Below are 13,164 nucleotides of genomic sequence, written 5' to 3' on the forward strand. Positions count from 1 at the left end.
TCCCGGGCGTGCGGGCGCGGCTGAAGGCAAGCCTGCCCGGCAAGACGGAGCTTCTCGCCGGAGCGCCGGTCTGGGGCATGCTCATGGCCCTTTCCGCCGCGGCTTCGCTCCATCTGGGGAAGCGGCTCGATTTTCCCACCGACACCGTGCTGCTCGCGCTCTATTTCGCCGGCGGCGCGCTCGGCTGGTCGGCCGCGCTGCCTCTGGCGCGCTTCTGCGCCGCCGGCCGTCGCCCGGACACGCGGCTTGCCTCCTGCCTGTTCTGGCTGAGCGTCGCCACGGTGGGCATCACCGCCCTGCTCTTCGCGCTTCAATACCGGTCGTTCTATGCGCAGTGGCATGCCCCGTTCATGACGCGAATCTGGCTCAACCAGTTCGTCTTCACCTCCGCTTCGGCCGTCTATCAGTTCGCCGTCATGGGACTGAGATTGTATCTGCCGCTCGGATTCGTGTTTCTGCTCGCGGCAAGTGCGATAATGGCGCGCCGCATCCGTTGAGATTGCCGGCTCGTTTTGCTAAAGCGGCCCATGTCTTCCGATTGAAAAGGACCAGTCCATGATCCCCCGCTATTCCCGGCCCGAAATGGTCGCCATCTGGTCGCCCGAAACCCGCTTCCGCATCTGGTTCGAGATCGAATCCCACGCCTGCGATGCGCTGGCCGAGATCGGCGTCATTCCGCAATCGGCCGCCGACACGATCCGGGAAAAAGGCTCCGCCGCCGTGTTCGACACCGCCCGCATCGACGAGATCGAGGCCGTCACCAAGCACGACGTCATCGCCTTCCTGACCCATCTTGCCGAATTCGTCGGCCCTGACAGCCGTTTCGTGCATCAGGGCATGACCTCGTCGGACGTGCTCGACACCTGCCTCAACGTGCAGCTCACCCGCGCCGCCGATATCCTGCTTGCCGATATCGACAAGCTACTCGCCGCGCTGAAGCGCCGCGCCTTCGAGCACAAGGACACCGTGACCATCGGTCGCTCGCACGGCATCCATGCCGAGCCGACGACCTTCGGCGTCAAGCTGGCGCTGGCCTATGCCGAGTTCGACCGGTGCAGGACGCGCCTGCTCGCCGCCCGCGAGGAAATCGCCACCTGTGCCATTTCCGGCGCCGTCGGCACTTTCGCCAATATCGACCCGCGCGTCGAGGAACATGTCGCCAAGGCGATGGGCCTGAAGCCGGAACCGGTCTCGACGCAGGTCATCCCGCGCGACCGCCACGCCATGTTCTTCGCCACGCTCGCCGTCATCGCCTCGTCCATCGAGCGGCTGGCAACGGAAATCCGCCACCTGCAACGCACCGAGGTTCTGGAAGCCGAGGAATACTTCTCGCCGGGCCAGAAGGGCTCGTCGGCCATGCCGCACAAGCGCAACCCGGTGCTGACCGAAAACCTCACGGGCCTTGCCCGCATGGTGCGCTCCTATTCGATCCCGGCGATGGAAAACGTCGCGCTGTGGCACGAGCGCGATATCTCGCACTCGTCCGTGGAGCGCATGATCGGCCCCGATGCGACGATCACGCTCGACTTCGCGCTCGCCCGCCTGACCGGCGTCGTCGACAAGCTGCTGGTCTATCCCGAGAACATGCTGAAGAACCTGAACAAGTTCCGCGGCCTCGTCCACTCGCAGCGCGTTCTGCTGGCGCTGACGCAGGCCGGCGTCTCACGCGAGGATTCCTATCGCCTCGTGCAGCGCAACGCCATGAAGGTGTGGGAACAGGGCAAGGACTTCCTCGAGGAACTGCTGGCCGACCCGGAAGTGCGCGCCGCCCTGCCCGAAGAGGAAATCCGCGAGAAGTTCGACCTCGGCTACCACACCAAGCACGTCGACACGATCTTCCGCCGCGTGTTCGGCGAAGCCTGAAACGGGACCGGGCGGCATAGCGCCGCCCGTTTCCTTGAGAATCGAGAAAGCGGCAGGGAGCAGCCATGAAGGTAGCGGAAGCGGATATCCTGATCGTGCCGGGCTATGGCGATTCCGGCGACGGCCACTGGCAGACCCGCTGGGAGCAGCGGCTGTCCACCGCGCGCCGGGTCGAGCAGGCCGACTGGAACAATCCCGTGCTCGACCACTGGACGGCGCGGATCGTCCGCGAAGTCTCCGTCGCCACGCGCCCGGTCGTCTTCATCGCCCATTCGCTCGGCGTGCCGAGCGTTCTGCACGCGTTGCCGAGGCTCGGCCCGAATATCGCCGGCGCCTTCTTCGTCGCCCCGCCGGATCTCTCAGACGCGTCGCGCATGCCGGAAGGGCTGACCGCCTTCGGCCCCTACCCGACCGAGCGCCTTCCCTTCCCGGCGATCACCATCGCCAGCCGCAACGATCCCTACTGCGCCTTCGAAACAGCCGAGCGCCTGACCGAAAGCTGGGGCTCGCTGCTGATCGATGCCGGCGAATCCGGTCATCTCAACACCGAATCCGGGCACGGCCCCTGGCCCGAAGGCACGATGGTCTTCGCCGAATTTCTCAGCCGCCTCCAGGCTCCCCTGCTCCATTGAGCCTTTCTTCGCCGGTCCCGTTCACTTAAGGCGAAATTAAGTCCATTCCTGTATTCGTCGTCCGATCTGCGCCGATGACGGCGCGCGTGGCATGATGCCTGCACATCGACGAATGAACCATTGCCTCTCACCGGATTACGGGCATGGAAGCAGGATTGCACACGACGACAATTTTCGCCGCTCTCGAAAACACTTCATCCGAAAGCCGCATGCCGGCGCAGGCGGACGATCTCGCCTGCCTGCCGTTCGCTGCCGCCCTGCTGGCTTCGGACGGAAATATTGTCGCATCGAACGCGCTTTTCAGGCAGGAGTGGTGCGCCGCCGCACCGGGCGCGGCCAATATCGCGGAAATCGTGGCTGACGAGGACCTGTCCCTGTTCGCCGCCGCCATCGTCGCCTTCATGCGGAACGAAGCATCCGGGCCGGCAACGCTCGAATTGCGTTTCTCCACCGCCCCTGCCGGCCTCCGCAAGGGCCTTGCGGCGCTCGTCCCCCATGCGGAAACCGGCGTCGGCCGGCCCTTGTTCCTGCTGCAAATCGCGGCACTCGACGTCCAATCCGCCCGGGAGGAAGCTCTCGCCGCGCTCGAGGAACGCTGGCGCAACGCTCTGACGGCATCCAAGCTCGGCGTCTGGGATCACGATCTCAGGAGCAATGTCTTCAACTTCTCCGATCTCTGGTTGCAGATACGCGGCGTGACGTCCCCGGACGAAGTGATCCACAACCACAGCAGCTGGATCGAGCAGATTCACCCGGACGACCGCGAGGCGACGCGTCATGCCGTCGAGCGCCAGAACCGCGGCGATCCCGATTATTCCGTGGTCCGCTACCGCGTCCGCCACAAGGACGGGCACTGGATCTGGATCGAATGCCGCGGCATGTGCGTCGAGTGGGACGAAAACGGCAATCCCGCCCGGACCACCGGCACCGATGCGGACGTCACCAGCCGCAAGGACTGGGAAGACAACATGACCGCGATGTCGCAACGGCTGCACCTTGCGCTGGAAGTGTCGCGCATTGGCGTGTTCGAGGCCAATTTCGCCAACGGCGAAACGACCTGGGACGACCGGATGTATTCGATCTACGGGGTGCCGCCCGGCACCGAAATCCGCGTCGGCACCGTGTGGGAAAGCATGCTGCACCCGCAGGACCGCGAGCGGGTGTTCAGGAAGGTGAATCAGCACCTTGACAGCCTGCTGCCTTTCTTCGACGAATTCCGCATCGTCCGCAAGGACGGCAGCATCGGCCACATCCGGTCAAGGGCGCTGCCGTTCGTCGATCCCGTGACCGGCCGCGGCAAGATCATCGGCGCCAACTGGGACGTCTCCGAAGACGTGGAAATGCAGAAACAGCTTCGCCAGGCACGCGACCTCGCCGAAGCGCGCAACGCCGAACTCGAGGCGGCCCGCGCCAGCATCGAATACAACGCCCTTCACGATCACCTGACCGGCCTGCCGAACCGCCGCTATCTCGACCGGATACTCGACGACGCGGGCGAGAACGGCGACCTCTCCATCCTCCACATCGATCTCGACCGGTTCAAGCAGATCAACGATACGCAGGGGCACAGCGTCGGCGACGCGATGTTGCGGCACGTCGCAGGCGTTCTGGCCCGCTGCGTCGACACGGACGACTTCATCGCCCGGATCGGCGGCGACGAGTTCGTCGTCATTGCCCAGACCGCGAACCGGCACCGGAACCTCGTATCGCTGGCCAGCCGCATCATCGACGAACTGCGCAAGCCCGTGACCGTCGACGGCCATACCTGCCGCATCGGCGCAAGCATCGGCATCGCCAGCCGCCGCGAAACCGGCCAGGATGCCCACGCGCTTCTCCAGAACGCGGACATCGCGCTCTACCACGCCAAGAATCGCGGTCGAAACCGCTATGAGGTCTTCTCCTCCTGCATGCAGGAGGAGATCGTCAATGCCAAGAAGCTGTCGGACGAAATCCTCCGGGCGCTCGATCACAACGAGTTCGTGCCGTATTACCAGTTCCAGTTCGACGCCAGGACGCTGGACATTTGCGGCGCCGAAACGCTGGCGCGCTGGCAGCACCCGGAACACGGCATCCTGACGCCGGACCGCTTCCTGTCCATCGCCGAGGATCTGGACGCCGTTTCCACCATCGACGCACGGATCCTCGAACGGGCGCTGGCCGACTTCCGCGACTGGGAGCGGGCCGGGCTCGGCATTCCCAAGGTCTCCGTCAACGTTTCGGCCCGGCGCCTGCACGACCCCGCCCTGCACCACACGGTGCGCCAGCTCGGCATCAAGCCGGCAACGGTCGCGTTCGAGCTGCTGGAATCGGTCTTCCTCGACAATTTCGACACGGTCGTCGCTGACAACCTGCGCAATCTCAAGGAACTGGGCATCGATATCGAAATCGACGATTTCGGCTCGGGCCATGCCTCGATCGTCAGCCTTGTGAAGCTTTCGCCCGCGACCCTGAAGATCGACCGCGAACTGATCATGCCGTTGCAGGATTCGCCGGAACAGCGCAGGCTCGTCGGCTCGATCATCGACATCGGACGCTCGCTGAACATCAGGGTCGTGGCGGAGGGCGTGGAAACGGCCCGGCATATCCGCATCCTGCGCGATCTCGGCTGCGATGCGTTGCAGGGTTACGCTCTGGCGCGCCCCATGCCCGCCACCGCCATTGCCGGCTTCATCGGCTCGGCCCGCTGGCGCACCGCCGACCGGGACTGAGGACACGGGCAACGAAAAAGGCCGTGCGACATGCGCACGGCCTTCACGATTTCAGGAGCGTTCCGCGAACACCCCGGGGGCGGCAGATCAGCTCTGGCTGAGCTGATCGACGGCTTCGCCCAGGAAGTCGATCATCCTGGCGCGCAGTTCCTCGTCGCTGATCTTCACGCCGGCGGCGTCGAGATCGGCGCGAACCTTGCGGAACACGTCGTTGTCGCCGGCTTCGGCAAAATCGGCGACAACGACCTCCTTGGCATAGGCCTCCGCGTCCTCCTTGCCGATCAGGCCCGCGACCCACAGGCCCAGAAGCTTGTTGCGGCGAGCTTCCGCCTTGAACTTCAGTTCCTGATCGTGGGCGAACTTGTTCTCAAAGGCCTTCTCGCGATCGTTCAAACCGCTCATCTGGCGTCTCCCTGTTCGGTCGGTTTCGAATTTCTGAGCCACCATTAATCAAAAGCATGCTGAAAGTGCAATGCGCAGTTTGGCTATTCCGTCCTCAAATTCCGGTCAACCGCACCGTTACCGCGGCAAATGAAAGCCTCTGGAACCGCTCGGTCACAGAGGCTCGTCCGGAAGCTTGTCATGACCGAAGACGTCAGGCCCTGCGCAATTCCGCAAGCACCTCGAGCAGCATGGCGCTCATCCTGGCATGAATGTCTTCATCGCTGACCTTGATACCAGCAGCATCGAAATCGCGGCGCACATGGGCGAATTCGCCATTGCGGCGCTCGAGGCCACTCAGCACCACCGCATCGGCATAGGCTTCCACATCCGCCTTGCCGAGAACCTCGCCGGCCCATTGGCCAAAGCGCTTGTTGCGGCGCGCACTGGCGAGAAATTCCTGTTTTTCGTCCAGCGCATAGCCCATCTCATGCGCGTCGGCGCGAAGTTTCAAAGCGTTCATGTGTCGTCCCTGCCTGTTCCATCGTTACCGGCCGTGCGTTGCGAACCGTGATCGGATTGATAGCGGGAAAAATTTGAAATTCGGTGTAGTGTGTGAGTGAACGATTCCTCAATGGCAAAAGGCAGGAATTCGGACCGCACGCGCAGGCAGATGGCCTCATCACGGGACAGGGCGATTGTGAAATCCGTTCTTTTCCGTTAAGGGGACCGCAAAGACTATCCGATCTGCGCCGGCCCGCCGGCGCCAAACACGAGAACGAACGATATGAACCGTCGCCGCCGCATTTACGAAGGCAAGGCCAAGATCCTCTATGAAGGACCGGAGCCGGGCACGCTGATCCAGTTCTTCAAGGACGATGCGACCGCCTTCAACAAGAAGAAGCACGCCGTCATCGACGGCAAGGGCGTGCTGAACAACCGCATTTCCGAATATATCTTCACCCATCTGAACAAGATCGGCATCCCGACGCATTTCATCCGCCGGCTGAACATGCGCGAGCAGCTGATTCGCGAAGTCGAGATGATCCCGCTGGAGATCGTGGTGCGCAACGTCGCCGCCGGCTCGCTGTCCGAACGCCTCGGCATCGAGGAGGGTGTCGTCCTTCCCCGCTCGATCATCGAGTTCTACTACAAGTCGGACGCGCTCAGCGACCCGATGGTCTCGGAAGAGCATATCACCGCCTTCGGCTGGGCGAACCCAGCCGAACTCGACGACATGATGGCGCTCGCCATCCGCGTCAACGACTTCCTGTCCGGCCTCTTCCTCGGCGTCGGCATCCAGCTCGTCGACTTCAAGATCGAGTGCGGCCGCCTCTACGAGGGCGACATGATGCGCATCATCCTCGCCGACGAGATTTCGCCCGACAGTTGCCGCCTGTGGGATATCGAAACCCACGAGAAGATGGACAAGGACCGTTTCCGCCGCGACATGGGCGGCCTGCTCGAAGCCTATTCGGAAGTGGCCCGCCGCCTCGGCATCATCAATGAGAACGAACCGATCCGCGGCACGGGTCCGGTTCTCGTCAAGTAATTCGAAGAGGCTTGAAGACAGTGATCAAGGCACGCGTCACCGTAACGCTCAAGAACGGCGTTCTCGACCCGCAGGGCAAGGCCATCGAGGGTGCGCTCGGCGCGCTCGGCTTCGATGGCGTCGGCCATGTGCGTCAGGGCAAGGTCTTCGACCTCGAACTGGAAGGCGCGGACAAGGCCAAGGCCGAATCCGACCTGAAGGCCATGTGCGAAAAGCTGCTCGCCAACACCGTCATCGAGAACTACTCGATCGCCATCCTCTGACCGCAGGGAACCGCCGCCATGAAATCCGCCGTCGTCCAGCTTCCCGGCCTCAATCGCGACCGCGACATGATCGCGGCGCTCACCAAGATTTCCGGCACGGCGCCGATCACCGTCTGGCAGACGGAAACGGATTTGCCGGATGTCGACCTGATCGTCATTCCGGGCGGCTTTTCCTACGGCGATTACCTGCGGTGCGGCGCCATCGCCGCCCGCATGCCCGTCATGCAGGCCGTGAAACAGGCGGCGGACAAGGGCGTCAAGGTTCTGGGCGTCTGCAACGGCTTCCAGATCCTGCTCGAGGCAGGTCTCCTGCCCGGCGCGCTGATGCGCAATGCCTCGCTCAAGTTCGTCTGCCGCGAGATCAAGCTGTCGGTCGCCAATGCCGCGACGGATTTCACCCGCGCCTATGCCGAGGGCCAGATCATCCGCTGCCCGGTCGCCCATCACGACGGCAATTTCTTCGCCGACGCCGATACGCTCGCCCGGATCGAGGGCAACGGCCAGGTCGTCTTCCGCTATGCCGAAGGCACCAATCCGAACGGTTCGATCAACGACATTGCCGGTGTCCTCAACGAGAAGGGCAATGTGCTCGGCATGATGCCGCATCCGGAAAACCTCATCGAAGCCGCCCACGGCGGCAATGACGGCCGCGGCATCTTCGCATCCGCGCTCGACGTGATCGCCGCCTGATCGTCGGGCGGCACGCGCACTCCCGCTTCACCGGATACGCCCCCATGCGCCTCGACCGCACATCCTTCATCCTGTCGGCCGCCGCCATCGCCGCTGCCGCGCTGCTTTTGTCCGGCTGTCAATCCAAACGCCCGTCACCTCAGCCCGCCGCCGGCCGGGCAGCGCTGCCGACGATGGAGCGTGTGGCGCTCGGCGCCAATGCCTGCTGGTTCAAGTCGGGCGACGCCGCCTTCCGCCCCTACAAGCTGGCGCCGGAACTCAATTCCTTCTCCGGCCGGCCGCGCATTCTCGTCGTCCCGGCCCGCAGCCCGGAAGCGCGCCCGCTCCTGGTCGTCGAAGCCGAAGGCAATCCGGCGCGCGTGTCGACCTACGGCCCGCTGATGAACGAGGCATCCGCAGGCCGCATCACGGCGGACGTCAACCGCTGGGCCGGCGGCGCCAGGGGCTGCTGAAAAGGAAAAATCCCGCCTCAGCCGGTTGGGATGGCCGGGCGGGACGTGCCGGCACGCATGTCCGGCGAAAGGCTGAAAGCGGCAATCCGCATCGCATCCGCAGAAAGTGGGGGCCCTGCGAAAGCGATCCGGATTGCCGCTTCCGCACCCTATCTCAATTCCTGAAAGACGGTCCGCCGGACGTGGCCGCCCACTTTTTCCCGGGTCAGTCCCACGTCTCGAAGCTGCTCGTCCGAAAGCTCGCGCAGCACCGCCCGGCCATGACGCTTGAACGCCCATGCCCGCCATGCGGCATAAAGCCGCGACAGCAGCGTCCGGTTGTGCTCGAACCGCAAGGGCCGCGGATCGAGCATGTCGCCCGACTGGCGCGAGAAACTCTCCCGCGCATAACCGTCCGGATAAATTGTATCGATTGTCGAGAGATATTGATCTATTTTCCGCATAACCACACCAATTTGTACCAATTGAACCTGATATTGTCTCTATCATTGACATATTGATTTGGGCAATTTACAAATTGTCGCCATGACAAATTGGCTTCCGAACATTTCCGAGGGCAATGGCCCGCTTTATCTCCGTCTTGCCAATGCGATCGAGACAGCCATTTCCGGCGGCGACCTGCCGGCGGGCGCGAAACTGCCGCCGCAACGCAATCTGGCCTACGATCTCGGCGTGACGATCGGCACCATCAGCCGCGCCTATGCGGCCGTCCACGAACGTGGCCTCGTCAGCGGCGAGGTCGGGCGCGGCACCTATGTCAACGACCGCAAGACGCCCGTTCCGGCGGAAAACTACGATCCGGTGGTCGCCTCCCTCGGCGGCACACGGGCGGCCTCCGTTTCCGACGGCCAGCACCGCTTCGACACGACGGCGGCGCCGGATGTCGGCCAGAGCGTCGTTCTGGAACGCTTCATCTCTGAAATCGCCCGCGAACGGCCGCTCGACATCGTCAATTATTCCCGCGTCTTTCCCGATCACTGGTTCGAGGCGGGCGTCGCCTGGCTTTCGAGCAACCGCTGGTCGCCCGAGGCGGAAAGCATCGTGCCGACGCTCGGGGCCCATGCCGCGATCATGAGCGTGATCACCGCGATGACGGCGCCCGGCGACAAGATCGTTTTCGAGAACATCACCTATTCGCAGGTCAGCCGGAGCGTGACGCTGGCGGGTCGTCGGATCGCCATTGCCGATACGGACGCGAACGGCATCGTGCCGGAGGATTTCGAGAAGGTCTGCGCGCAACAGCATCCGAAAATCGTGTTCCTGATGCCCTCGGCGCAGAATCCCACCTGCTCCATCCTCCCGCTCGAGCGCCGCCGCGCGATTGCCGACATCGCCCGGCGCTACAATGTCCACATCATCGAGGACAATCTTTACGGAGCGATGCGCAACGACGATCTTCCCATGATCGCCGAACTGGCGCCGGATATCACCTTCGTCATCGGCGGGCTGTCGAAATCCGTGGCGGCGGGCATTCGCGGCGGCTGGGTCGCCTGCCCGCCCCATTTCGCGTCGCGGGTCCGCATCGCCCACCGCCTGATCACCGGCGGGCAGCCGTTCCTTCTGGCCGAACTTTGCGCGCGGCTGGTCGTGAGCGGCGAGGCGATGCGGATCAGGAACCGCTGCATCGCCGAGATCACTGCACGAGAGGCGATGATCCGGCAGATTTTGGCGGGATACGAATTCGAATCGCGTCCGTCGATTCCGTTCCTGTGGCTAAAACTGCCCGAGCCCTGGCTGTCCGGCACGTTCCGCATCGCGGCATTGCAGGAAGGCGTGCTCGTGGACGACGAGGACGAGTTCAAGCCGGGCCGCACCGACAAGGTGTTCCACCGCATCAGGATCGGCTTCTCGACGCCCGCGACGCGCGAGGAGCTTTCCGACGGACTTGCGATCCTGCGCCGGCTTCTGGATAACGGCGAAACGTGCTATGATAGCATGGCATGAGCCGCATTTTCCTGTCGCGCTGACGCATCACTTGGGGTAAAGAGAGCGCAAACTTTTTCCCCTTGTGCCACGGATACGCCAAGCCCCATGACCATTCCCAACGACATCCAGATCACCCCGGACCTCGTCGCCGCGCATGGCCTGAAGCCGGACGAATACCAGCGTATTCTGGATCTCATCGGGCGGGTGCCGACCTTCACGGAACTCGGTATCTTCTCGGCCATGTGGAACGAGCATTGCTCGTACAAGTCGTCGAAGAAGTGGCTGAAGACGCTTCCGACCACGGGAGCCGTGGTCATCCAGGGGCCGGGCGAGAATGCCGGCGTGGTCGATATCGGCGACGGCGAGGCCGTGGTCTTCAAGATGGAAAGCCACAACCACCCCTCCTATATCGAGCCCTATCAGGGTGCGGCGACCGGGGTCGGCGGCATTCTGCGCGACGTCTTCACGATGGGCGCGCGGCCGGTGGCCGCCATGAACGCCCTGCGCTTCGGCGCGCCGGATCATCCGCGCACGCGCCACCTCGTGGCCGGCGTCGTCGCCGGCGTCGGCGGCTACGGCAATTCCTTCGGCGTTCCGACCGTCGGCGGTGAAGTCGAGTTCGACGCGCGCTACAACGGCAACATCCTCGTCAACGCCTTTGCCGCCGGTCTCGCCAGGACCGATGCGATCTTCCTTTCGCAAGCCAAGGGCGTCGGCCTGCCGGTCGTCTATCTCGGCGCGAAGACCGGCCGCGACGGCGTCGGCGGCGCGACGATGGCATCTGCGGAATTCGACGAAAGCATCGAGGAAAAGCGCCCGACCGTTCAGGTCGGCGATCCCTTCACCGAAAAGTGCCTGCTGGAAGCCTGCCTCGAACTGATGGCCACCGGCGCGGTCATCGCCATTCAGGACATGGGTGCTGCCGGCCTCACCTGCTCCGCCGTCGAAATGGGTGCCAAGGGCGACCTCGGCATCGAGCTCGACCTCGACAGGGTGCCGGTGCGCGAAGACCACATGACGGCCTATGAAATGATGCTTTCGGAAAGCCAGGAGCGCATGCTCATGGTTCTGAAGCCGGAGAAGGAAGAGGAAGCCAAGGCGATCTTCGTGAAGTGGGGCCTCGACTTCGCCATCGTCGGCAAGACCACCGACGACCTGCGCTTCCGCGTCCTCCATCAAGGCGAGGAAGTCGCCAACCTGCCGATCAAGGATCTGGGCGACGAGGCTCCGGAATACGACCGTCCGTGGATCGAGTCGACGCCGCCCGCGGCCCTCGACCTTGCGACCGTTCCGACGGCAGACGTCTCCGAAGGCCTGCTGAAACTGATCGGCTCCGCCAACAATTCCTCGCGCCGCTGGGTCTACGAGCAGTACGACACGCTCATCCAGGGCAATTCGCTTCAGCTTCCCGGCGGCGATGCGGGCGTGGTGCGCGTCGATACGCATCCGCTGAAGGCGCTCGCCTTCTCCTCCGACGTGACGCCGCGCTATGTCGAGGCCGATCCGTTCGAGGGCGGCAAGCAGGCCGTCGCCGAATGCTGGCGCAACATCACCGCGACCGGCGCGCTGCCGCTGGCGGCCACCGACAACCTGAACTTCGGCAATCCCGAACGCCCGGAAATCATGGGCCAGCTGGTCTTCGCCATCAAGGGCATCGGCGAGGCCTGCCGCGAACTCGACTTCCCGATCGTCTCGGGCAACGTCTCTCTCTATAACGAAACCAACGGTCAGGGCATCCTGCCGACCCCGACCATCGGCGGCGTCGGCCTTCTGAAGGACTGGTCGAAGATGGCCCGCATCCGTTTCGCCGCGCAGGGCGAGGCGATCCTGCTCGCCGGCGCGCCGGAAGACTGGGGTTCGCATCTCGGCCAGTCGGTCTATCTGCGCGACGTTCTCGGCCGCACCGAAGGCCCTGCCCCGCATGTCGATCTGGCGCACGAGAAGAAGGTCGGCACCTTCGTCCGGGCGCTGATCGAAGACGGTCTGGCGACCGCCGTCCACGATGTCTCCTCCGGCGGCCTCGGCCTTGCCGTCGCGGAAATGGCCATCGCCTCCGGCATCGGCGCGAAAATCGCGCAGCGTGACGGGGTGAACCCGATCGCCACGTTCTTCGGTGAGGACCAGGGCCGCTACGTCGTGACCGTGGCGGAGGAAAATCGCGACGCCGTCGACCGGCGCGCCCGGGAAGCGGGTGTTTCCGCGCCGTTTATCGGCCGCACCGGCGGTAACACTGTCGTGCTTGGCGAGGCCCGGCCGGTCGCAATTGAGGAATTGCGCTCGGCCCATGAATCGTGGTTCCCTGATTTCATGGAGCGCGGCAAGCTCTAATTGCCGCGTTCCTCGCAATGAAGGAGGACCGACCATGCCCATGAAGCCCGGCGAAATAGAAGACCTGATCAAAACCGGCATTCCCGGAGCGAAGGTGGTCATCCGCGACCTTGCCGGTGACGGCGATCACTACGCGGCGGAAGTCGTGGCCGAAGCGTTCCGGGGAAAAAGCCGCGTGCAGCAGCACCAGATGGTCTATGAGGCCCTGAAGGGCAACATGGGCGGCGTGCTGCATGCGCTGGCCCTGCAAACCTCGGCGCCGGAATAAGGACGGTAGCGGGATGGCCGGCCCGATCGGAGAATCCTGTCCGGCGGCGCCGGGAGCATCGCCAGGCGGTAAAATTTGCCATTCGTGAAAACTGACGACTG

Annotated in this window: 14 protein-coding genes; 11 read left to right on the plus strand and 3 right to left on the minus strand. The window is 63.9% G+C overall.

Going from position 1 to position 13,164, the window contains the following annotated elements:
* Nucleotides 1-8: 8 nt before the first annotated feature.
* The 4 genes from NOF55_RS11935 (at nucleotide 9) to NOF55_RS11950 (ending at nucleotide 5,203) form a co-directional block, all read left to right on the plus strand.
* On the plus strand, nucleotides 9-497 hold the full coding sequence (locus tag NOF55_RS11935) for a hypothetical protein (protein WP_370868971.1): 489 nt from the start codon (nucleotides 9-11) through the stop codon (nucleotides 495-497).
* Between the two features lie 58 nt (nucleotides 498-555).
* Nucleotides 556-1,863, plus strand: coding sequence for an adenylosuccinate lyase (gene purB / locus NOF55_RS11940; RefSeq protein ID WP_306411584.1), 1,308 nt, complete (start codon nucleotides 556-558; stop codon nucleotides 1,861-1,863).
* A 65-nt stretch (nucleotides 1,864-1,928) separates the two neighbouring features.
* Nucleotides 1,929-2,495, plus strand: coding sequence for an RBBP9/YdeN family alpha/beta hydrolase (locus tag NOF55_RS11945; RefSeq protein WP_306411585.1), 567 nt, complete (start codon nucleotides 1,929-1,931; stop codon nucleotides 2,493-2,495).
* Between the two features lie 143 nt (nucleotides 2,496-2,638).
* Nucleotides 2,639-5,203: a putative bifunctional diguanylate cyclase/phosphodiesterase gene (locus NOF55_RS11950; RefSeq protein ID WP_306411586.1), complete on the plus strand. Its 2,565-nt coding sequence runs from the start codon at nucleotides 2,639-2,641 to the stop codon at nucleotides 5,201-5,203.
* An 87-nt stretch (nucleotides 5,204-5,290) separates the two neighbouring features.
* Here the strand turns inward: NOF55_RS11950 and NOF55_RS11955 are convergent, their stop codons facing one another.
* Together NOF55_RS11955 and NOF55_RS11960 are read right to left on the minus strand one after the other, a co-directional pair.
* Nucleotides 5,291-5,605 (minus strand): DUF1476 domain-containing protein, encoded by a 315-nt coding sequence (locus NOF55_RS11955; RefSeq protein ID WP_306411587.1) that lies wholly within the window; start codon nucleotides 5,603-5,605, stop codon nucleotides 5,291-5,293.
* A 193-nt stretch (nucleotides 5,606-5,798) separates the two neighbouring features.
* Entirely contained in the window at nucleotides 5,799-6,107 is a 309-nt protein-coding gene (locus NOF55_RS11960; RefSeq protein WP_306411588.1) for an ATPase inhibitor subunit zeta, read from the minus strand.
* 264 nt (nucleotides 6,108-6,371) lie between these two features.
* On the opposite strand from NOF55_RS11960, the gene purC reads away from it, so the two are divergent.
* From purC to NOF55_RS11980, 4 genes are read left to right on the plus strand one after another with little or no spacing between them, the layout of a single operon-like run.
* Nucleotides 6,372-7,136, plus strand: a complete 765-nt coding sequence (gene purC, locus NOF55_RS11965; protein ID WP_306411589.1) for a phosphoribosylaminoimidazolesuccinocarboxamide synthase — start codon at nucleotides 6,372-6,374, stop codon at nucleotides 7,134-7,136.
* A gap of 20 nt (nucleotides 7,137-7,156) precedes the next feature.
* Nucleotides 7,157-7,399, plus strand: coding sequence for a phosphoribosylformylglycinamidine synthase subunit PurS (gene purS, locus NOF55_RS11970; protein WP_306411590.1), 243 nt, complete (start codon nucleotides 7,157-7,159; stop codon nucleotides 7,397-7,399).
* A gap of 18 nt (nucleotides 7,400-7,417) precedes the next feature.
* Nucleotides 7,418-8,089 carry a phosphoribosylformylglycinamidine synthase subunit PurQ gene (purQ, locus tag NOF55_RS11975; protein ID WP_306411591.1) on the plus strand — a complete coding sequence of 224 codons (672 nt, stop codon included), beginning with the start codon at nucleotides 7,418-7,420 and terminating at the stop codon, nucleotides 8,087-8,089.
* Between the two features lie 44 nt (nucleotides 8,090-8,133).
* Nucleotides 8,134-8,541, plus strand: coding sequence for a hypothetical protein (locus NOF55_RS11980; RefSeq protein WP_306411592.1), 408 nt, complete (start codon nucleotides 8,134-8,136; stop codon nucleotides 8,539-8,541).
* 149 nt (nucleotides 8,542-8,690) lie between these two features.
* Here the strand turns inward: NOF55_RS11980 and NOF55_RS11985 are convergent, their stop codons facing one another.
* Nucleotides 8,691-8,984, minus strand: coding sequence for a DUF1127 domain-containing protein (locus tag NOF55_RS11985; protein WP_306411593.1), 294 nt, complete (start codon nucleotides 8,982-8,984; stop codon nucleotides 8,691-8,693).
* Nucleotides 8,985-9,066: 82 nt separating this feature from the next.
* Here NOF55_RS11985 and NOF55_RS11990 point away from each other — a divergent pair, with 82 nt between their 5' ends.
* From NOF55_RS11990 to NOF55_RS12000, 3 genes are all read left to right on the plus strand, one after another.
* Entirely contained in the window at nucleotides 9,067-10,485 is a 1,419-nt protein-coding gene (locus tag NOF55_RS11990) for an aminotransferase-like domain-containing protein (protein WP_306411594.1), read from the plus strand.
* A gap of 87 nt (nucleotides 10,486-10,572) precedes the next feature.
* Entirely contained in the window at nucleotides 10,573-12,795 is a 2,223-nt protein-coding gene (gene purL, locus NOF55_RS11995; RefSeq protein ID WP_306411595.1) for a phosphoribosylformylglycinamidine synthase subunit PurL, read from the plus strand.
* A 34-nt stretch (nucleotides 12,796-12,829) separates the two neighbouring features.
* Nucleotides 12,830-13,063, plus strand: coding sequence for a BolA/IbaG family iron-sulfur metabolism protein (locus NOF55_RS12000; RefSeq protein ID WP_306411596.1), 234 nt, complete (start codon nucleotides 12,830-12,832; stop codon nucleotides 13,061-13,063).
* Nucleotides 13,064-13,164 lie beyond the last annotated feature (101 nt).

The organism is Ectorhizobium quercum, from assembly GCF_026552795.1.
GTDB classification, from domain to species: Bacteria; Pseudomonadota; Alphaproteobacteria; order Rhizobiales; family Rhizobiaceae; genus Ectorhizobium; species Ectorhizobium quercum.